The organism is Burkholderia sp. YHN3-13 (assembly GCF_055810675.1).
The window spans coordinates 168,784-188,997 of the sequence record NZ_JBVVNQ010000002.1 but is presented as its reverse complement, the minus strand read 5'-3'; the positions used below and the strand labels follow the sequence as shown (position 1 = coordinate 188,997).

The window sequence follows — 20,214 nt, the reverse complement described above, 5'->3', positions numbered from 1 at the left end:
ATCGATTTGCGGCCCGCGGACACATTCCTACAGTTGCCGGAGCGTGCGGGAGATGGGCCATATGACGACGGGAAGCGGCCGCCGTTGCCGTCATCCCGCGATGGGCGCGGGTCAGTCGGCGGCGGCTTGCGCGGTGGTGGGCGCGGGGCTCGCGGGCTTCGCATCGCGTGTGTCTGCGCGGCGCTCGCGCCGCCGAGTCGCACCGACGAGCATGCCCGCGACGACGAGCGCGATGCCGGCGACTCGCGTGCCGGTCAGCGTTTCACCGAACAGCGCGACCGCGAACAGCACGGCCGAGACCGGCGCGACCGCCGTGAAGAGCGCGGCCTCCGTGCCGCTGGTGCGGGCCGAGCCGGCGTACCAGCACAGGTAGCCGAGCACGGTCGGTACCAGCGCGTAGTAGGCGATCGCCGATACCGCGCCGACGGTCCAGCCATGCGCGACCGCGCGCCATTCGAATGCCGCCGGCACGAGCGCGAGCACGAAGCCGAGGCCCGACATCGCGGTGGACAGCGCGAGCGGCGTCAGCGGTGCGGCCAGCCGCCGGTTGAGCAGGATGAAGACGGCTTCGCACGCGACGGCGGCCAGCACCAGCGCGTCGCCGGCAAGCGTCTGGAACGACGGCATCGCGTGGCCCGGTGCGAACGTGACGAACAGCACGCCGGCCGTGGCGAGCGCGGCGGCCACCCAGTCGCGCGGCGTCTGCCGCTCGCGCAGCACGACGGCCGCGATCAGCGTGGACATGGCCGGCAGCGTACCGAGCATCACGCCCGCGTCGAGCGGCGACGACAACTTCGTGCCGCTGATCAGCAGCACCGTATAGCCGACGCCGCCCGCCGCGGCCTGAATGACGAGCAGGACGGCGTCGCGCGCGGAAAGGCGGGGCCAGCGCATGCGCTGCGCGCGCATCAGCGCGAACAGCAGCGGCGTCGCGATCAGGAAACGCAGTGCCGTGGCCGCGAACGGCGGCAGGCCGCCGGCCGCGAGACGGCTCGCGATGACGGTGCTGCCGACGCCCGCCATCGCGGCGGCGAGATAGAGATAGCCGATCAGTCGTGTTTTCATGCGCCGCATCGTCGCGTACGGCGGCTATGTGCGTCTTGAATGAAATTGCAGCGACGGAGGCCTGATTGCGGTGTGCTGCTTGCGTGCGCCGGCGATCCGCGGACCACCGGTGACCGTCGTGCGGGCGACTGCCTTCAAATGCGGTGCGACTGGGCCCGGCGCATCAAGAGGGCGCTCGCGTCAAACCGCCTGTGCGAACCGCCCGGGCGTGATTCCGAACTGGCGCGCGAATGCGCGCGTCAGGTGGCTCTGGTCGGCAAAACCGGCTTCGGCCGCGGCATCGGCGATCGGCATTCCGCTGGCGAGCAGCGCGCGCGCCAGCCGGGCGCGCGACTGGATCAGGTAGGCATGTGGCGTGATGCCGAGCTCGCGCGCAAAGCCGCGCAGCAGCTGGAAGCGGCTCACCCCGCTCAGGCCGGCCAGTTCGGCGAGCGAAACGGGCGCGGCCGGCGCCGCGTCGAGCCGCTCACGGGCCACGCGGACCGCCGGTGCGACGCCGGCCGCCAGCAGCGTGCGGTTCGCATGCCGGGCGAGCAGCCCGGCGACGAGCATCACGAGCGCCTCGTCGCGGGCGATCGACTCGGATGCGCCGGCGACGATGCGAGCATGCAGCCGGCCGACGGCGGCCGCGAGCCGCGCGTCGCGCACGGCCGGATGCGCCAGCTCGACGCCGCCAAGGCCTTCTTCCGCCGCGACGCCCGCCACCAGCGCGGGTGCGAGGTACAGCATCCGCCAGCGCCGGCCCGTGCCGGCATCGATCGGCGATCCGTCGTGCATTTCGCCCGGGTTGACCATGATCGCATCGCCGGCCAGCGCGTCGACCTGCCCGCGGCCGCTCCACGACCGGTGCGCGCCGCTGACGATCACGCCGACTCCGAATTCGTCGTGCGCGTGACGCGGAAACGCGCGGTCGGATTCGAGGCTGAGCGCCTCGATGCCTTCGCCGGTGCGTCGGTAGTGGGTGACACGGTGCATGTGCGCTCCTCGCGCCGGTCGCGGCGCGGATCACGTGCACTTTAGCGCGTTCCGGCGCCGCGCGCCCTTCATCCTTTTGGCGGATACCGCGCGGCATGCGCAGCCCGCACCATGTGCATATCGGCAGCGTACACGGCCCGTCGGGCCTGAAGCTGCGCGGGAGACGGCAGGTGGAACGACAGGATCCGGTATTCATTCAGGTTGGCGCGCTCGCGGACGGCTTCGCGCCGGAAGCGAACATCCTCGCGTCCGTCGACGCGCTCGCCGGGCGCACGCTGGTGCTCGGTGATGCAGCGGGCGCATGGCGCGTCTATTCGTTCGAGCCGGGCGCGCTGCAGTGGCGCGACGCGGCGACCGACACGGGCGGCCGCGAGCCGTGCCGCGTGACGCGGCTGCGCGACGGGCTGTACTTCGTCGACTACATCGACACGGCTGCCCGCGCGACGTCGGTCAGTCTCGTGATCGATCTCAACCATGGTGTATGGACGTCGGTCGTCGGCGTGCTGCCGACCGAAGCCGACACGCGCATCGACGCATTCACGCGCGTCGCGCGCGGGCTGCCGCTGACGGGCGTCGACGCGGCATTCCGGCACGGCACGCTCGGCGGCCACGCGCAGCCGGGGCCGTTGCATGCACCCACGCGCGAGTTGATCGGCAAGCGCACGATGTACCGTTACAGCCCGACCGAATGCTACGAGCACATCTACCTGAACGAGAACTTCTACGCGTGGCAGTGCCTGCAGGGCGTCGAAGGCGGGCTGGCCGATGTCGACCGCTGTCACTACTTCAGGATCGCCGACGAGCTGTATCTGTTCGTGTGGCGCGAAAAGGTGGTGCCGACGCTTGGCGTCGTCCTGATCGATCTCGCGCAGCGCAAGACCGACGGCAAGATCTTCGGCTATCAGGGCGGCGATTTCGGGTCGCTGTCGAACTTCCAGATCGGCGCGTACGCGCAGGTGTTGAACGAAACCGTGCACCCGCTCGGCGGCGAGGCGCAGCGATGAATGCGGTGCCGGGCAGCGGCCGCCTGCGCGCGGATTTCAGCGGGCGCGTCGTGCTCGTCACGGGCGCCGCGCAGGGGATCGGCGCGGCGATCGCACGCCGTTTCGCGGAGTCCGATGCGTTCGTCGCCGTCGCCGACCTGAACGGCGACGCGGCTGCCGCGCAGGCCGAAGCGCTGGCCCGCGCGGGCGGCGACGCGCGGGCGTACCGGGTCGACGCAGCCAGCCGGGACGAACTGGGCGCGCTCGTCGCGGCAGTCGAGCGCGACGGCGGCCGGCTCGATGTCGTCGTTCACAACGCCGCGTATTTTCCGCTGACGCCGTTCACGCACATCGACGAGCCGACGCTCGCGCGCACGCTGTCGGTCAACCTGTCGGCGCTGTTCTGGCTCGCGCAGGCCGCGTTGCCGGCGTTCGAGCGCGCGGGGGCCGGCCGGCTGCTCGTCACGTCGTCGGTGACGGGGCCGCGCGTCGTCTATCCGGGGCTCGCGCATTACGCGGCGTCGAAGGCCGGCGTGAACGGCTTCATTCGCGCGGCGGCGCTGGAGCTTGCGCGTCGCAACGTGACGGTGAACGGCGTCGAGCCGGGAATGATCCGTACCCCGGCGGCCGGCAATCTCGGCGACGCGTCGGTCACGGCGCAGATCGCACGCGATATCCCGCTCGCGCGGATGGGCGAGCCGGAGGACATCGCGAACGCGATGCTGTTTCTCGCATCGGCCGACGCGGCGTACATCACGGGGCAGACGATCGTCGTCGACGGCGGGGCGACCTTGCCGGAAAGCGGTGCGGTGCTGGGAGACGCCTGACGGCGGGCGCGAACCGCCGCAAGCCGCCACGGCGGGAAGGCCGCGGCCGGCAGGCGTGGCGGGCGTGGCGGGCGGCGTCACCGCTGGCCGGCCCGTCGCCGTGACTACAGCCAGCCGTTGCGGATGAATTCGACGATCGAATACCGGCGGTTCTCGAGATCATGTTGCCGGACGGCTTCGACGATGCGCGATACGCCGTCCGCGTAAGGGGTCGCGCCGTACACACGCGATTCGAGCCGCAGGCTGCATGCACCGTCGTCGATGTGTATCCGGTGCACCGCATGGCGGCCGAGTTGATCGTCGGGGATGCCGAATTCGCCGCGCTGCACGTCCGAGTCGCGCACGGAGCGGATGTCCTCCGCCGGCACGCCGAGCGACTGGGCGATGCCGACGGCCGTGCCGGGGACGGACGTCTTGGCGGCCTGATGCGACTCGGTCAGGCTGATCTCGCAACCGCGAAACAGGTGGCCGCTGGTTTCCAGCATGCTCATGAACTTGAGCATCAGGATGTTCGTGTTCGGACAGAGCACGACCGGAAAATCGTGCGACGCGGTTTCGAGGTCGGAGCCGGTGGACAACTCGATGAGCGGCGACGCGGTGGCCCGGCAAAACGCGATCGCGGCGGGGAGTTCGCGGCCGGAACCGGCGTGCACGACGATCGATCGGGCGTCGGTACGTCGGGCGTCGGTACCTCGGGTGTCGGTTCGCGTGCTGTCCGCCCAGGGCAGCACGCGACAGATTGCCGGGTCGAGCGTGTGCGCATCGAGCAGTTCGTGGGCCAGCTTGCCGGTTCCTACGACGATTACTTGCATGGACTTGACGGGTTGGGATTCGGGATTCGGGATTCGGGCCGCGGTCGACGCGGGCCGGCGGGTGGCCCGGTACGGCGGCGCGGCGCGCTGGCCTCGCGCATTATGCCCGGCCGTCCGCCTCCGTGCCGGCCGGGCCGTGCGCGAGACGTCGCGGCGCGTCAGCTTGCCGACGTGGTCGGCAGCCATGCATTCGCCGCATTCTGCGCGGCGAATTGCTTCGCGATCGAACGCGCGAGGCGGTCCGTATCGGAAGCCACCGTGTCGTGCTTTGCTTCCGACGCGCCATGCAGGCCGGCGCCGACTGCCGCCGACGTCGCGAGACGGCCGGCCACCGCGCCCACCCCGGCGGTTTCGACCATGCCGGGCAGGTGGCCGCTGTTCGCGCTGGCCGAGAACGTGCCGAGCGGCTGCGCGATGCCGTGCGCCGGCTGAAACAGCACGGTGACCGATGCGCCCACTTCGCTCTTGCCCGCGCCGAGCCCGATCAGGATGCGGCGGCGACGGTTGCCGGCGTCGATCGTGTCGAACCGGCCTTCGATCACCAGCGCTGCGCGGCCGTCGGGTACCGGGCCGCGCAGCGCGGGCATGCCTTGCGCCCGGAGTTCACGCACGAGCGCATCGGCGAGTTGATCGCGGGTCTTCAGCGCGCGCTGCTGGCGCTGTGCGTCGGCGGACGAACCGGTGGCGAGCGTCGCGAGCGTGTGGATCATTCCTCCGTCGACCTGGACGTCGGTGGTGCCCACGTCGAACGCGGAGACGTAGACGACCTCGGCATGAACCCGCGGCAGCGTGCGGGCTGCCGGCGCGGCGGCCGTGGTCGTGGTTGCGGTCGATGCGCAACCGGTCATCGCGAGCGTGCCGGCAATCAGCGCGACGCGGGTCAGATGTTTGGCATGGGCGGCAAATGCGCGAAGGGAAGGGAACATGTCGATCTCCGTGGTCTGGATGAAGGTGCCGATACCATCGCGGCATTCAGGAACGCGAACGATCGGAAGCGGGGCGTGATCGCTGGCGAGGGAGAGGGTTCATGCCGCTGCGCAACACGCAGGCGCAAGTATGCTCAGGTCGGGTGTCGCGCGCCACGCAGGAATTATGTCGGCGCATGTCACGCGCCGGCGCGCGACATGCGCCGCGCAGTCGGGCTGTCAGGCCGTCACGCCGACAGCGGCGGCCGGGCCGGCGCAGGCGGATCGAGCGGCAGCGCGACGACGGCCTCCAGGCCGCCGCCATCGCGGTTGCGAAACGTCAGCGAACCGCCGTGCAGGCGGGCGATCCGTTCGACGATCGCAAGGCCGAGCCCCGTGCCGCCCGCATGGCCGCGCGCGTTCGCGCCGCGGCTGAACGGTGCCTTCAGCCGTTCGAGTTCGGCGGCGCAGACGCCGTTGCCGCGATCGCTGACGACCGCATACGCGATGCCGTGCTCGGTCCAGGTCCGTACGCCGAGGCCCGTGCGACCGTAGACGACCGCGTTCTGCATCAGGTTCATCAGCAGCCGCATCAGGCCGATCGGGCGGAACGCAAACGCGGGCACGTCGCCGTCGTCGAATTCGAATGCGTGTCCGAGCCCCGCGAAATCCGCGACGAGCTGGCCGATCAGCGCATTCAGGTCGCCGGTTTGCGGGGTCTCGCGCTCGCCGCTGCCGGCGTAATCCATGAATTGTTGCAGGATCGTATCGATCTGGTCGAGGTAGTGCTCGGTCGATGCGGTGAGCGTGTCGTGCGTGCCGCGCGGCAGCGCCATCGCGATCGCCAGGCGCAATTTCGTGAGCGGCGTGCGGATGTCGTGCGACACGCCGGCCAGCATCAGTGAGCGGGTTGCGTCCGCCTGTTGCAGCGCATCGGCCATCCTGTTGAACGCACGGCTCACGTCGGCGATTTCGGTCGGGCCGTCGGTGGGCAGCGGCGGTGGGCGTTCGCCCGCGCTGACTCGCTGCGCCGCGCGCGCCAGCGCATCGAGCGGCCGGTTCAGGTGGAGCTGGATCAGGTAGCCGGTCAGCGCCGCGAGCAGCGCCAGCGCGACCGACAGCACGAGGGCCGTCGTGATGCCGCTCGCCTGCGCGTCGGCGGCCATTGGCAGCGGCACCCACACCGGCGAGCCGGCGGCATGGAGCCGGATCCACAGGCGTTCGTCGTCGCCCGACTGCCAGCGCGCCGGCAGGTCGGACGGCAGGTGGCGTTCGAGCGCCTGCATGAACACGTCGCGCTGCCAGGTGCGGAAGAAGGCCGCGAGGTCCGGCGCATGCGGCGGTGCCGCAGGCGGCGGCGAGGCCCGCCCGCCGAGCTGCACGACGAGCGCGCGGCCCGCATCGGGCGGCATGCCGGCGAGTGCCCGGTCGAGCAACTGCACGTAGTCGGAAAAGATGATCGACGCGCGCTCGATACGCGGACGCTGCACGTAGTGCAGCAGCACGCCGAGCGAACAGACGAGCGACAGCGCGACGAGCGCGACCAGCAGCGCGATGTTGCGCGCGAGCAGCGAGCGCGGCAGCGGGATGCGCATCACGATTCGACGCCGGCCACCAGCATGTAGCCGATGCCCCAGACCGTCTTGATGAAGCGCGGCTTGCCGGGATCGTCCTCGACGATCTGGCGCAGCCTCAGGATCTGCACGTCGACGCTGCGGTCGAGTGCGGCGTGGTCGCGGCCGCGCGCGCGGGCGAGCAGGTTTTCGCGGCTCACCGCGCGGTTCGGCGACGAACCGAGCGCATGCAACAGCAGCATCTGCGCCGAATGGATCTCGACGGGCACGCCGTCGCGCATCAGGGTTTGCTGGCCGACGTCGAACGTGAACGCGCCGAAACGCAAGCGCTGCGACGTGACCGTCGGTTCGCCGGCCGCCATTCTCTGCCGTCGCAACAGCGCACGGATGCGGGCCACGAGTTCGTCGGGGAGAAACGGCTTGGCCAGGTAATCGTCGGCACCCGTCTCCAGGCCGACGACCTTGTCCGCGGCGTCGCCTTTCGCGGTGAGCATCAGGATCGGCAGCGTCTGGCCTTCGGCGCGCAGGCGCCGGCACACGCTCAGGCCGTCCTCGGGTTCCATCATCAGGTCGAGCACGAGCAGGTCGTACGGTTCGCGCTGCAGCAGGCGGTCGAGCCGCTTGCCGTCGGCCACCGCGCGCACCTGGAAGCCGTGGCCGGTCAGGAAGCGTTGCAGCATGTTGCGCAACTCGGCTTCGTCGTCGAGCACGACGATCCTGCAAGGCTGTTCCATTGGCTGCCTCCCGGTGCGTACTGCGGGGCCGGACGCGCGCCGCGATCAGCGGGCCGCCATGCGCTGGCGCATGAAGCCGGCGAGCTGCGCGAGCGTGACGTAGCCGTTGTGCTGCACGTCGATCTCGTCGAAATGCTGCGCGACCATCGGCATGCCCGCGGCGGCCTGCTCGCGGGTGAGCTTGCCGTCGTGCGTCGTGTTCGCGCTGGCGAAACGGGTCTGCAACTGCATCAGCGCATGTTCGGCGCGCAGGCCGCCAGCCGCCGCACCCGGCGGCACCTGCTGGGCCGACGCTGCTGCAGAAACGATACACAAAACGACGGCGGCAATCATCTTCTTGATGGACTTCATGGGGTTTCTCCTTGCGTGGCCGACGGGTCTGCGCCGGCCGGGTGGTTGATGAAACGGAATCGGGTGGAATGCGAAACGGGCTTCGGCGGAATTACGCCCAGTGCGCGGGGACCCAGACGCGGCCGGCCCAGTGAGCGGGCACCCAGATGACGGCGCGCGGCGGGTGAGCGACATAGACGGCGCGCGGGGCGGCGTACACGGCCCGGCGCAGCGGCGGCGCGAGGTACAGGACCTTCGGCGGCGGCGGTGCGACGTAGACGACGCGTGGCGCGGCGGCGACCACGACGGCCTTCGGTGGCGCGACATGCACGACTTTCGGTGGGGGCGGCGGCGTGACGATGACGGCAGCCGGTGCGGGCGGCGGTGCCGCGGCCACGGCTGCGGCAGGTGCCGGCGCAGGCGCGGCAACGGCGACCGTGGCGGCTGCCGGTGGCGCGGCCACGATCACGGCGGCCGGCGGGGGCGGCGCGACAGGCACCGGTACCGGCGCCGTCCCGCCTGCCACGACGACCGTACCGCCTGCCGCCGTGCCGCCGTGGATCACCGTCGTGCCGCCGGTCGACACCGTGCCGCCGTGGACGATCGTCGAGCCGCCCGACGTCGTTACGACACCCGGCGCCACGCGCGTCGCGCTGCCGGAACGGGTGACGCTCCCGCCGTCGGTGCCGGTCACGGTGCCCGAGCGCGAGCAGGTCGAACCCGCGCAGTTCGTCGATGCGGCGTGGCTGGCCGTGTTGCCGCCCGAACCCGTGATCGTGCCGCTCGACGTGTACTGCCCCGGGCCGTTGCGCGTCACGCTGCCGGACGTCGACGCGCTGCGGCCGTCCGAACCCGTCAGCGAACCGGTGTGCGAGCAGGTGCCGTCCGCGCAGCTTGTGTCGCCGCCGTGCTCGACCGAGCGCCCGTTCGGGCCGACGGCCGTGCCGCTGTTCGAGAACTGGCCGGGCGCGGTGCGCGTGACGGTGCCCGTATTGGTGGCGAGGCCGCCGCCGGGGCCGATCACGCCGCCGGCATGCGAGCAGCTGCCGCCGCCGCACGAGCCGGCATGCGCGCCGCTGTAGGTGCCGCGCGGCGTGTAGGCGGTGCCGTGGCCGGACCAGCCGGCGAAGGCCGGCGCGCTGGCGAGTGTGACGAGGGCGGCGGCGGTGACGAGGAAGCGGTTTTTCATCGGGTGTCCTTGCGGTTCGTTGCGGTGCACGCGGTGGCGTGGCGACGGGACGAACTTTAGGACGGCGACGTGCATCCGTCGCGTCATGAAAGATGTCGCGGTGTTACACGCGGCGCGGTGTTTTTCGGTACGACGAATGCGTGCGCCGGCCGCGTCGATCGCGGGCGTGCCGCGCCAGGCAACGGATCACGGCGATGCAGTCACGAGCGGGGAGGTTTGACGGCAGGGGGCGGCGCATCCAGTTCACGGCGCGCAAACGTGTCGCGGTGACATGCGGCGACATATTTGCCGACCGGTTCATGCATGCACCGCGCCGATCCACATATGTCGTCCAGTCGCTGCCGATTCCATCGAACACCTGTTGCACACGCCGCCGGCCGGCTCAACCGCGACATACCACGACATACCGCGACATATTTTTCGCCGGACACGCACGCGTTCGCCTTCCGCCGGCCCGATCTCCAGTCCACACGCGTCCGCGACCGCCGCCGGCCGCGCGAACCCACTTCATCGCGACATACGGCGACATATTTCCTGCGTGGCCTTTCCGTTCCTTGCCCCCTACAGTGCGTTCCATTCGACGCGACAGCGGCATGTGCTGCCCATGACGCGTCCGACTCAACCGAAGGAAAGGCCCATCATGCTCACCACCACCGGAAAGCTCGTGTACATCGTCACGCTCTTCATCGTTGCCGTCTCGCTCGTCGAGGCGGCCGTGCTCACCTGGCGCCGCAGCCGCCAGCCCGAACCGTTCGACTGGAACGAGGTGTGGCTGTCGCTTGCCGATCTCGCGGGCCGCAAGCTGCTCGCGCTCGTGCCGCTGTCGCTCGCCACGCCCGTGTTCGATCTGGCATGGGCGTACCGGCTCTTCACGATCCCGCTCCACAGCGTCGCGCTCGCGCTGCTCGTGTTCGTCGGCCAGGAATTCTGCTACTACTGGTATCACCGCGCGTCGCACCGCGTGCGCTTCTTCTGGTCGACGCATGCGGTGCATCATTCGCCGAACCAGTTGACGCTGTCGTCCGCGTTCCGCCTCGGCTGGACCGGCAAGATCGCCGGCGCCGCGATGTTCTTCACGCCACTCGTGTGGCTCGGCGTGCGTCCCGAAGCGGTGCTCGCGATCCTGTCGTTCAACCTGATGTACCAGTTCTGGCTGCACAACACGTGGATGCCGAAGCTCGGCTGGCTTGAATACGTGTTCAACACGCCGTCCGCGCATCGCGTGCACCATGCGTCGAACCTCGATTACCTCGATGCGAACTACGGCGGCGTGCTGATCGTGTTCGACCGGCTGTTCGGCACCTATGTCGCCGAGCGCGACGACGAACCGTGCCGCTACGGCCTCGTCACGCCGACGCGTTCGCGCAATCCGTTCGTCGTCGAGCTCGAGCACTGGGCGAGCCTGGCACGCGACGTCGCGACGGCCCGCGACGTGTGGACCGCACTCCGTTTCGTGGTGCTGCCGCCGGGCTGGCGGCCGGGCAACCAGGGCGAAACGACGGAGGAGCTGCGCCGCCGCAGCCTCGTCGCCGTGCGCACGGATGCGTGAACGGCGCTACGCTGTCGGATCTTCGTCAATCACCCTCGATCCAGGAGAACGCATCGATGGAACACGACCTGAAAGGCAAGGCAGTCGCGATCACCGGCGGATTCGGCCATCTGGGCGTCGCGACAGCCGCATGGCTCGGCGCGCGCGGCGCACGCGTCGCGCTGATCGGCCGCGGCGCGGCCCCCGGTGCACCGGCGCTGCCCGGCGTGCCGGCCGATGCATTGCGCATCGGCGGCATCGATCTCGTCGATCCACAGGCGGCCGCGCGGGCACTCGAGTCGGTCAACCGCGAATTCGGCCGGGTCGACGCGCTGCTGAACATCGCGGGCGCATTCGTGTGGCAGACGATCGCCGACGGCGATGCCGCCACGTGGGACCGCATGTACGAACTGAACGTGAAGACGGCGCTGAACGCATCGAAAGCCGCGCTGCCGTACCTGCTGGCGAGTCCGGCCGGCCGTGTCGTCAACATCGGCGCGGGCGCGGCCTTCAAGGCGGGCGCGGGCATGGGTCCGTATGCGGCCGCGAAGGCCGGCGTCGCGCGCCTCACCGAGGCGCTGGCGGCCGAGCTGCTCGACCGCGGCGTGACGGTGAACGCCCTCCTGCCGAGCATCATCGATACGCCGCCGAACCGCGCGGACATGCCCGACGCGGATTTCACGCGCTGGGTGCGGCCGGAACAGATCGCGGCGACGATCGGGTTCCTGCTGTCGGCCGACGCGCAGGCGATCACCGGCGCATCGATTCCGGTGAGCGGCCGCGTGGCGTAGCGCACCGGCCGGGAAGGGGCTCGCGCGGCCGGTCGTGCGTACAATGTCGCACCGGATTGCGCGACCCAGACCCGAGACCATGAATCAGCCCAATATCCTGATCGTCGAAGACGAAACGGCGATCGCGGACACGATCGTCTACGCCCTCGGCACCGACGGCATGCAGACCGTCCACTGCACGCTCGGACAGGCGGCGCTCGACCATCTGCGCGACACGCGCTTCGATCTCGTGGTGCTCGATGTCGGCCTGCCGGACCTCAGCGGCTTCGAAGTGTGCCGGCGGCTGCGCACGTTTACCGACATTCCGGTGATTTTCCTGACCGCGCGGCACGACGAGATCGACCGGATCGTCGGGCTCGAGATCGGCGCCGACGATTACGTGATCAAGCCGTTCTCGCCGCGCGAGCTGGCGGCGCGGGTACGTGTGATCCTGCGCCGCTTCCATCGGACGGCCGCGCCGGAACCGGCGCCCGGGCCCGCGGCGGCGCCGGCGGAACCGACCGCGCCGGGTTTCACGCTCGACACCGACGGCGCGCGCGTATCGTGGCTCGGCCACGCGCTGGACCTCACGCGTTATGAATTCGGCCTGCTGGCGCTGCTGGTCCGGCATCCAGGGCGCATCTACTCGCGGGAACAGCTGATGGACCTCGTGTGGCACGAGGCATTCGACTCCGCCGATCGCACGGTCGACACGCACATCAAGACACTGCGCGCCAAGCTGCGCGCGATCGATCCCGAGCGCGACCCGATCCGCACGCATCGCGGCATGGGTTATTCGCTGCAACCGTAACGACCGGCACCGCCCATGCATATCGGCCTGCGCATCTTCTTCGGTTTTTTCCTGATCGTCGGTCTCGCCGCGCTGATCACGCTGCGCGTGTTCGTGCAGGAGGTGAAGCCCGGCGTGCGCGAGGCGATGGAGGACACGCTCGTCGATACCGCGCAGGTACTCGCGGCGCTGGCCGCCGACGACCTGGCGAACGGGCACATCGCCGACGGCGCGTTCGCGCGTCAGCTCGGCAAGCTGCACGAGCGTCCGGTCAGCGCGAACGTGTGGGGCATCCAGAAGAACGCGATCGGCTACCGCCTCTACGTCACCGACGCGCACGGCATCGTGCGCTACGACTCGTCCGGCAGCGCGGTCGGCCAGGACTATTCGCGCTGGAACGACGTGTACCGGACGCTGCGCGGCGAATACGGCGCGCGCAGCACGCGCAGCGATCCGAACGACGACGGCAGCACCGTGATGCACGTCGCGGCGCCGATCCGGCGCGGGAACGAGATCATCGGCGTGCTGACGATCGCGAAGCCGAACCAGACGGTCGCGCCGTTCATCGCGCGCAGCCAGCGCAAGATCATGCTGTACGGCGCGTTGCTGATGGGCGGCGCGATCCTGATCGGCGTGGCGTGCACGTGGTGGCTGGTGCTCGGGCTGCGGCGCCTGCAGCGCTATGCGCGCGCGATCGCGGCCGGCGAGCGCGCGGCGATGCCGCTGCAGGGCGCGAACGAGCTGGCCGAGCTGGGGCGCGCGGTGGAAAGCATGCATCGGCGGCTGGAGGACCGGCAGTACGTCGAAACCTACATCCACACACTCACGCACGAGATGAAAAGCCCGCTGGCCGCGATCAGCGGCGCGGCCGAACTGCTGCAGGAAGACATGCCGGTCGCGAACCGCCGGCGCTTCACCGAGAACATCCGCCGCCAGGCCGGTCGCCTCGAACAGATGATCCGCAAGCTGCTCGCGCTGGCCGAGGTCGAGCAGCAGCAGCGCCTGTCGGTGCGCGAACCGGTTGCGCTGCGGCCGGTGCTCGACCAGCTCGTCGACGATATCGAGCCGCGCGCGCGGCAGCGCGGCGTGAGCCTGCGGATCGACGCGAACGAGGCGGCCGATCCGGCGGTCGTCGAAGGCGATCCGTTCCTGCTGCGGCAGGCGCTCGGCAACCTGCTCGACAATGCACTGGATTTCGCGCCACGGGGCAGCACGATCCGGATCGCGCTCGAACGGCGGGCGGCGGGCAGGGCGCACGTCGCGGTCGTGCGCGTCGACGACGACGGCCCCGGCGTGCCCGACTACGCGCTGTCGCGCGTGTTCGAGCGCTTCTATTCGCTGCCGCGCCCCGACGGGCAGGATCGCAGCACGGGCCTCGGGCTGTGTTTCGTCCGCGAGGTCGCGATGCTGCACCGCGGCCAGGTTGCGCTCGCGAACCGCGACGAAGGCGGCGCGTGCGCGACGCTCACGCTGCCGTCGCCCGGCTGAGCGCACTTCACGTTCGCCACACATTCGCTTCACACCGGCTTCAATCGCCCTTCACCGGGGCCGCTCATGCTGACCGCATCTTCCACTACGGTGTCGGTCGGCAATGAATCGAGTCCTGTTGTTCAAATCCATGATCACCGCGTTGCTCGCGCTGGCGATCCTGATCCCGCTGCAGATGGTCCAGAGCATCGTGCGGGAACGCGCCGAGTATCGCGAGAGCGCCTTGCAGAGCATCTGGGCGAGCTATGCGGGCCCGCAGACGGTGACGGGGCCGGTGCTCGTCGTGCGTTACACGGAAGTCACGCGCGTGCGCGACAGCGCGCCGCCCCGCGGCGCGCCGAAGACGAGCCTCCGAAGCGAGACGAAACGCATGCTCGTGTTTCCGAAGACGCTGAACGTCGACGGTGCGCTCGACATCAAGGTCCGTTATCGCGGCATCCACAAGGCGCTCGTGTACGACCTGGCGAGCCGGATGACGGGCACGCTCGCGCTGCCGGACCTGAAGAAGCTGCCGCAGGCGGACGGCCACGTGAGCTTCGCGATCGACGACGCGTATGTCGCGCTCGGCATCGGGGACATTCGCGGGCTGAAGGCGCAGCCCGACCTGCGCATCGGCGGCGAGCGGCTCGAGATCGAGCAGGGCACGCGGCTGGAGAGCCTGCACCAGGGCGTGCATGCGAGCGTCGATCTCGCGGCGCTCGCGAAAGCGGGCGCGGTCGTGCCGTTCAGCATCGACCTGCCGCTGGTCGGCGCGGAATCGGTCGCGTTCGCGCCGGTGGCCGACCAGAACGATTTCTCGCTGAAGTCGAAGTGGCCGCATCCGAGCTTCGGCGGCGCGTTCCTGCCGGGCGAGCGCACGATCGATGCAAACGGCTTCACCAGCAACTGGCACGTGACGTCGTTCAACACGAAGGCGCGCGAGCAGGTCGCGTCGGGCAACGGCAACGGCGAGGGCGCGATCGAGATGGCGTCGGTGTCGGTGATCGAGCCCGTGAACGTCTATCTGCAGGCCGAACGCGCGACGAAGTACGGTGCGCTGTTCGTGTTGCTCACGTTCGCGAGCTTCTTCATGTACGAGCTCGTGAAGCGGTTGCGCATTCACCCGATCCAGTACACGCTGGTCGGCTTGTCGCTCGCGCTGTTCTTCCTGCTGCTGTTGAGCCTGTCCGAGCACATCGCGTTCGGCTATGCGTATCTCGCGGCGAGCAGCGCATGCATCGGGCTGCTCGGCTTCTACCTGTCGTTCGTGCTGCACAGCGCGAAGCGTGGCGCGCTGTTCGCGGTGCTGCTCGCGATGCTGTACGCGGCGCTCTACGGGCTGCTGTTGTCGGAAGACAATGCGCTGATGCTCGGTTCGCTGCTGCTGTTCGCGATCCTCGCCGGCATCATGACGCTCACGCGCCGCGTCGACTGGTATTCGCTCGGTGCCGCGTGGCAGCCGCTGGCCGACAAGCCGGGGGCCGCGAAGACCGGCGGGCCGGCGAAGTAAGCGGGCGGGTGGCGAGCAGGCGCGCGCCGGGCGGGAATGCCGCGCCGGCGCGCGATCCCACGCGGGCCGATGCCCGTCACACGGCCGTCTCCGGGCGACGAAACCGCGCCGCCGGAATCTCGGCGATGGCCGCGATCTCGATCAGCAGGTCGGGATGGTAGAGACGCTCGACCTGGACGGTCGTCGTCACCGGATAAGGTGCGGCGAAGTACGTGTTGCGGATGTCGCCGGCCTGCATGAATGCCTCGATGTCGGTGGCGTAATGGACGAGCGAGATCACGTCGCGCATTTGCCCGCCCAGCGCGGCCAGCACATCGCGGACGTTGTCGAGTGTCCGGCGAACCTGGGCGCGCATGTCGCCGGCACCGACTACCTGCCCGTCGCGGTCGAGCGCGACTTGCCCTTTCAGATGCACGATCCGGCCGTCGCCCTGGATCACGGCCATCGAGAACGCGCCGAACGGCGCCCAGACTTCCGGTGGATTCACGGCTTCGGCCATCGCGCGGCTCCTGTTGGGGGAAATGGGGCGAACGCAGCGGAGTGCCGCGGTCGGCAGTCGCGCCGTGACGGATGCGTTGATCGTCGATCCGCCAGGCTTGCCGAAAGCGGCGGCGGCCCGGATCGCCCTATACTGACCGTTCCACATCACCGGAACACGCCGTGCCGAATCAAGCTTCAGAGGATCCGTCCGTCGACGATCCCCGTCCGACCCCGCCCATCCAGCCCGAACTGGAAGACTGCTGCAACAGCGGCTGCTCGCCGTGCGTCTTCGACCTGTATGACGAGGCGCTTGCGCAGTATCGCATTGAGCTGGCCGAATGGGAGGCGCGGCAAGCGCAGCGCAAGCAACCGCATTGAACCGGGGGCGCCGGGGGGGGCTGCTCCCGGCCCGGTCGGCCTGCGGGCGAGTCCGTCTCGCTCCCGTTCACGCGCCGGCGTGCAGCCGGCGATGCAGCGGCCCGAGCGCCGTCGACAAGGCGATGCACGCCAGCAACACGACCGTCAGCGTGAACATCGACGTCCTGAATCCCTGCACGTAATCGACCGCGGCCGGATGGCTGCCGAGCCGGGCGAAGAACACGCCGCCGATCGTCGCGGCACCAACGGCCGCGCCGATCTGCAGCATCGCGCTGACCATCCCGGACGCGACGCCCGCGCGGGCCGCGTCGACTTCCGCGAGCACGATCCGTACGACCGACGGCAACACGAGCCCTTGTCCGATCCCGATCGCCGCGATGCCGGCATAGAAGCCGGGCCCCGGCGCGCCTTCGCTCGCGAGCGCGGCAGCGGTCGTGACGCCGGCCGCGAGCATCACGAAGCCGAGCGTGAGGACGCGATGGCCGCCGAACCTGCCGACGAGGCGCGGCATCAGCAGCGGACTGGCGAGGAAGCCGAGCCCGAGCGGCAGGATCGCGAACCCGGACGCGAGCGGCGACCAGTTCAGGCAGCCCTGCAGATAGATCCCGTAACTCAGGAAAAACGCGCTCAGCATGTAGAACAGGAACGCGAGCAGGAGCCCGAGCGCGACGACCGGGTTGCGGAACAGGCGCACGTCGAGCAGCGGATCGCGGCCGCTGGCGAGCCGGCGCGATTCGACGGCCAGCAGCGCGCCGAGCATCGGCAGCGCGCCGACGAGGCACGCGACCATCCACAGCGGCCAGCCGGCCTCGCGGCCGTGCGTGAGCGGGTACACGAGCATCAGCAGGAACAGCGACATCAGCACCGTGCCGGGCACGTCGATGCGCTGGCCGCGCGGCGGCCGGTTCTCCGGAATGAAGCGCCAGCTGCCGATCAGCGCAAGGATGCCGATCGGCAGATTGACGAGGAAGATCGCGCGCCAGCCGAGCCCGAACGGATGCAGGCTGATCAACGCGCCGCCGCCGAGCTGGCCGATCACGGCCGCGAGGCCGAACGCGAACCCGTAGAAGCCCATCACGCGCACCTGTTCCTGCGGGCTGAACACGCTGCGGATCGTCGCGAGCACCTGCGGCGCGAGGATCGCGGCAAACAGGCCCTGCAGCACGCGGCCGCCGACGAGCACGGTGCCGTTGCCGGCGAGCCCGCACAGCGTCGACGCGAGCACGAAGCCGGCCATGCCGGTCATGAACATGCGCTTGCGGCCGTACAGGTCGCCGAGGCGGCCGCCCGTGATCTGGACGACCGCGCTCGCGCATGCATACGCGGACACGACGAGCTGCAGTTCGGCGGGGCGCGCGCCGATGCCGTCGCGGATGGCCGGTAACGCAAGATTCACGATGAAGTAGTCAAGCGGCGGCAGAATGGCGCCGACCAGCAGGACCACGAGCGCCCAGCCGTGATGGCTGCGCGGCGTCGCCGCGGCGGCCGCGCCGGCCGGCGCGCAAGGAGCAAGGGTGGGGTTCGTCATGGCAGCAGGGTCTAAAAAATGAGGGCCGTATGTGCAGGCGACGCACGCAGGCCGTTGACCCCGTATTCTGGCGATCGCCTATGGTTCGGAAAAGCGGGAAAGAGTGGTAGCATCCATCGGGTTATTCGATGGATGGAGAGGGCGATGCGCGGTTTCGACCTGGATCAGTTGCGCACTTTCGCGGCGGTCGCGGACGCCGGCAGCCTGTCGGCCGCCGCGCCGCTGCTGCACCTGTCGCAGTCGACGGTCAGCGAGCAGGTGCGCAAGCTCGAATCGCGCGCCGGCGTGCCGTTGTTCGTGCGCAGCAAGCGCGGCGTCGAGCCGACGCCGGCCGGCACGCGGCTGCTGCAGCACGCCCGGCGCATCGTCGCGTTGAACGAGGCCGCGTTCGACGAGCTGCGCGGGCAGGCGATCAAGGGCGAGCTGCGCGTCGCGATCACCGACTACTACCGTACGAATGAAGTGGCGGGGATGCTGGCACGGCTGCGCGAGTGCTATCCGCAGTTGAGCCTGCACGTGAGCGCGATGAAGAGCGTGGACATCGAGGCCGCGCACGCGCGCGGGCAGATCGATCTCGGCGTCGTGATGAACCTGTCGAGCGGGCCGTTCCGGCCGGCGTCGGCCGATGCGCGCTGGGTGTTGCGGCGCGAGCCGCTGTCGTGGGTCGCGTCGCCCGCGCTCGCCGAGCAGTTGCCCGAGCCCCTGCCGCTCGTGCTGCTGCCGGACGACTGCATGATGCATCAGGTCGCCGTGCGCTCGCTCGACGAGCAGCACACGCCGTACGTGCTGGTGCACAGCGCATCGGGGGTCGCGGGGCTGCAGTCGATGCTCGCGGCCGGGCTCGGGGTCGGCTGCCTGTGCGCGTCGGCGATCGGCGACGGCCTGATGCGGCTCGGCACGAAATTCCGCTTGCCGCCGCTGCCCGACGCGGTGTTTTCGCTGACGCCGCCGATGCCGGGCGAACGCGAGACCGTCACCCAGGCGCGCGAAGTGCTGTCGCGCCAGCTGCTGATGTAAAACCTTGCCGCGCGACACGCGGCGGCGCGTATCCGAGAGGCGCGCCAGGGGACGACAGGCATGAACGACGATCTGAAGAACCAGATGGCCGAAAGGCTGCAGGACGCGCTGGAGCGCGTGGTCGACGAGCGCTCGCTGATCCACTTCCTGCGCGTGCTCGGCCATGACTGGCACAAGGAGCGGCAGCTCGAGGCCGACATGCCGCCGTCACCGTACGCGCATGCCGCGCTCGGCTGGGAAAACCGCTCGATCGGCGAGTACCTGGAGGCGATGGTCGACTGGGCCGAGGCGTCGGAGGAAGGGCTGCGGTTCTACGACGTGCCCGAGAACCCGTGGCGCCGTCTCGCGGACATCCTGTTCGCCGGAAAAAGCTACGAATAGCGCGGCCCGCGCGATTCACGCCAGCCGCCGTCTACTCGGCGGTTTCGCCATCGACATAAGCACGCAACCCGTTGGCGAGCGCGTCGAACACGGCACGGCAGCGCGGGCTCGTCCGCAGGTCCTCGTGCATCACGACCCAGGTTTCCAGCCGCATCGCGAGTGCGTCCGGCAGCACGCGCACGATCCGGGCGTCGCGTTTCGCGAGCGCCGACTGGCAGAAGCCGATTCCGTAGCCGGCGCGGATCATCGCGAGTTGCGCGAGGTTGCTGTCGGTGCGCAGCGCGAACGCGTCGCGTTTCCATGACGGCATCCCGCGCCCCGCCGAACGGATGAACGGCGTGACCGTATCGAAGCCGATCAGCGCATGATGCGCGAGTGCATCGATCGTCGCGGGTGTCCCGTTGTGCGCGAGGTAGTCGTCGCGTGCATACAGCCCGACCTCGATTTCGCCGATGCGCCGCGCGACGAGCGCCTCCTGCGCGGGCGGCGCCATCCGCACCGCGATGTCGGCCTCGCGCTTCAGCACGTCCTGGATGCGGTCGGTCGGCACCAGTTCGATCACGAGCCCCGGATGCTCGCGCCGCAACCGCGCGAGCATCGGCGGCAGCACCTCGACGGCGATCACGTCGCTGGCCGAGATCCGCACGATGCCGCGCACGCCCGCGCCGTGGCTCGCGGCCGCGCGCTCGAACGCGGCCGCCGCGCTGCGCAGCGCTTCGGCGTGGCCGCGCAGCGCAAGCGCCGCCTCGGTCGGCAGCAGGCCCGACGGCGAGCGCGTGAACAGCGTCTGGCCGAACGCGGCTTCGAGCGCCGCGACGTGGCGGCCGGCCGTCGGCTGCGTGATGCCGAGCGCGCGCGCCGCGCCGGAAAGCGAGCCCTCCGTCAGCACGGTGAGAAAGGTCCGGTAGCGTTCCCAGTTCAGATCGATGGTCATACATAAATGTATAGCCGATCTTCGAGGTTAGGCAATT

Annotated in this window: 21 protein-coding genes; 10 read left to right on the top strand and 11 right to left on the bottom strand. The window is 69.9% G+C overall.

The window, feature by feature from the left end:
* Nucleotides 1-111 precede the first annotated feature (111 nt).
* Entirely contained in the window at nt 112-1,065 is a 954-nt protein-coding gene (locus AC0KUR_RS05780) for a DMT family transporter (protein WP_473375528.1), read from the bottom strand.
* Nucleotides 1,066-1,245: 180 nt separating this feature from the next.
* Nucleotides 1,246-2,040, bottom strand: a complete 795-nt coding sequence (locus AC0KUR_RS05775) for an AraC family transcriptional regulator (protein WP_473375527.1) — start codon at nt 2,038-2,040, stop codon at nt 1,246-1,248.
* Nucleotides 2,041-2,210: 170 nt separating this feature from the next.
* Here AC0KUR_RS05775 and AC0KUR_RS05770 point away from each other — a divergent pair, with 170 nt between their 5' ends.
* Both AC0KUR_RS05770 and AC0KUR_RS05765 read left to right on the top strand, forming a co-directional pair.
* On the top strand, nt 2,211-3,044 hold the full coding sequence (locus tag AC0KUR_RS05770) for a MoaF C-terminal domain-containing protein (protein ID WP_473375526.1): 834 nt from the start codon (nt 2,211-2,213) through the stop codon (nt 3,042-3,044).
* Nucleotides 3,041-3,850 (top strand): SDR family oxidoreductase, encoded by an 810-nt coding sequence (locus AC0KUR_RS05765; RefSeq protein ID WP_473375525.1) that lies wholly within the window; start codon nt 3,041-3,043, stop codon nt 3,848-3,850. Before AC0KUR_RS05770 ends, AC0KUR_RS05765 begins: the two co-directional genes overlap by 4 nt.
* A 104-nt stretch (nt 3,851-3,954) precedes the next feature.
* Here the strand turns inward: AC0KUR_RS05765 and AC0KUR_RS05760 are convergent, their stop codons facing one another.
* The 6 genes from AC0KUR_RS05760 to AC0KUR_RS05735 form a co-directional block, all read right to left on the bottom strand.
* Nucleotides 3,955-4,662 (bottom strand): dihydrodipicolinate reductase, encoded by a 708-nt coding sequence (locus tag AC0KUR_RS05760; RefSeq protein WP_473375524.1) that lies wholly within the window; start codon nt 4,660-4,662, stop codon nt 3,955-3,957.
* A 158-nt stretch (nt 4,663-4,820) separates the two neighbouring features.
* Nucleotides 4,821-5,588, bottom strand: coding sequence for a DUF4410 domain-containing protein (locus tag AC0KUR_RS05755; protein WP_473375523.1), 768 nt, complete (start codon nt 5,586-5,588; stop codon nt 4,821-4,823).
* Between the two features lie 227 nt (nt 5,589-5,815).
* Nucleotides 5,816-7,162, bottom strand: coding sequence for an ATP-binding protein (locus AC0KUR_RS05750; protein ID WP_473375522.1), 1,347 nt, complete (start codon nt 7,160-7,162; stop codon nt 5,816-5,818).
* Nucleotides 7,162-7,875, bottom strand: a complete 714-nt coding sequence (locus AC0KUR_RS05745) for a response regulator (protein ID WP_034189445.1) — start codon at nt 7,873-7,875, stop codon at nt 7,162-7,164. The genes AC0KUR_RS05750 and AC0KUR_RS05745 overlap by 1 nt, the downstream gene beginning before the upstream one ends.
* Nucleotides 7,876-7,920: 45 nt before the next feature.
* Entirely contained in the window at nt 7,921-8,226 is a 306-nt protein-coding gene (locus AC0KUR_RS05740) for an EF-hand domain-containing protein (protein ID WP_226104060.1), read from the bottom strand.
* Nucleotides 8,227-8,317: 91 nt separating this feature from the next.
* Nucleotides 8,318-9,394, bottom strand: a complete 1,077-nt coding sequence (locus tag AC0KUR_RS05735; RefSeq protein WP_473375521.1) for a hypothetical protein — start codon at nt 9,392-9,394, stop codon at nt 8,318-8,320.
* A gap of 640 nt (nt 9,395-10,034) precedes the next feature.
* Between AC0KUR_RS05735 and AC0KUR_RS05730 the strand changes: the two genes are divergently transcribed.
* The 5 genes from AC0KUR_RS05730 (at nt 10,035) to creD (ending at nt 15,459) form a co-directional block, all read left to right on the top strand.
* The gene (locus AC0KUR_RS05730; RefSeq protein ID WP_473375520.1) at nt 10,035-10,943 is read left to right on the top strand and encodes a sterol desaturase family protein; all 909 of its coding nucleotides are present in this window, start codon (nt 10,035-10,037) and stop codon (nt 10,941-10,943) included.
* Between the two features lie 56 nt (nt 10,944-10,999).
* Nucleotides 11,000-11,713 carry an SDR family NAD(P)-dependent oxidoreductase gene (locus tag AC0KUR_RS05725; protein WP_069245965.1) on the top strand — a complete coding sequence of 238 codons (714 nt, stop codon included), beginning with the start codon at nt 11,000-11,002 and terminating at the stop codon, nt 11,711-11,713.
* 79 nt (nt 11,714-11,792) lie between these two features.
* Nucleotides 11,793-12,503, top strand: a complete 711-nt coding sequence (gene creB / locus AC0KUR_RS05720) for a two-component system response regulator CreB (protein WP_034189447.1) — start codon at nt 11,793-11,795, stop codon at nt 12,501-12,503.
* Nucleotides 12,504-12,518: 15 nt separating this feature from the next.
* Complete coding sequence (gene creC, locus AC0KUR_RS05715) at nt 12,519-13,970, top strand: two-component system sensor histidine kinase CreC (RefSeq protein ID WP_473375519.1); 1,452 nt, start codon at nt 12,519-12,521, stop codon at nt 13,968-13,970.
* Between the two features lie 103 nt (nt 13,971-14,073).
* A complete protein-coding gene (creD, locus tag AC0KUR_RS05710) occupies nt 14,074-15,459 on the top strand; it encodes a cell envelope integrity protein CreD (RefSeq protein WP_473375518.1) in 1,386 nt (461 codons plus the stop codon).
* Nucleotides 15,460-15,535: 76 nt separating this feature from the next.
* Here creD and AC0KUR_RS05705 read toward each other — a convergent pair whose 3' ends face one another.
* Nucleotides 15,536-15,958 (bottom strand): RidA family protein, encoded by a 423-nt coding sequence (locus AC0KUR_RS05705; RefSeq protein WP_034189450.1) that lies wholly within the window; start codon nt 15,956-15,958, stop codon nt 15,536-15,538.
* 161 nt (nt 15,959-16,119) lie between these two features.
* On the opposite strand from AC0KUR_RS05705, the gene AC0KUR_RS05700 reads away from it, so the two are divergent.
* Nucleotides 16,120-16,317 (top strand): oxidoreductase-like domain-containing protein, encoded by a 198-nt coding sequence (locus AC0KUR_RS05700; RefSeq protein ID WP_473375517.1) that lies wholly within the window; start codon nt 16,120-16,122, stop codon nt 16,315-16,317.
* Nucleotides 16,318-16,384: 67 nt separating this feature from the next.
* On the opposite strand, the gene AC0KUR_RS05695 is transcribed toward AC0KUR_RS05700, so the two are convergent.
* Nucleotides 16,385-17,845 (bottom strand): MFS transporter, encoded by a 1,461-nt coding sequence (locus AC0KUR_RS05695; protein WP_473375516.1) that lies wholly within the window; start codon nt 17,843-17,845, stop codon nt 16,385-16,387.
* Between the two features lie 144 nt (nt 17,846-17,989).
* Here AC0KUR_RS05695 and AC0KUR_RS05690 point away from each other — a divergent pair, with 144 nt between their 5' ends.
* Complete coding sequence (locus AC0KUR_RS05690) at nt 17,990-18,862, top strand: LysR family transcriptional regulator (protein WP_034189453.1); 873 nt, start codon at nt 17,990-17,992, stop codon at nt 18,860-18,862.
* Nucleotides 18,863-18,922: 60 nt separating this feature from the next.
* Nucleotides 18,923-19,243 carry a DUF7660 family protein gene (locus AC0KUR_RS05685; protein ID WP_034189454.1) on the top strand — a complete coding sequence of 107 codons (321 nt, stop codon included), beginning with the start codon at nt 18,923-18,925 and terminating at the stop codon, nt 19,241-19,243.
* 31 nt (nt 19,244-19,274) lie between these two features.
* Here the strand turns inward: AC0KUR_RS05685 and AC0KUR_RS05680 are convergent, their stop codons facing one another.
* The gene (locus AC0KUR_RS05680) at nt 19,275-20,177 is read right to left on the bottom strand and encodes a LysR family transcriptional regulator (RefSeq protein WP_473375515.1); all 903 of its coding nucleotides are present in this window, start codon (nt 20,175-20,177) and stop codon (nt 19,275-19,277) included.
* Nucleotides 20,178-20,214 lie beyond the last annotated feature (37 nt).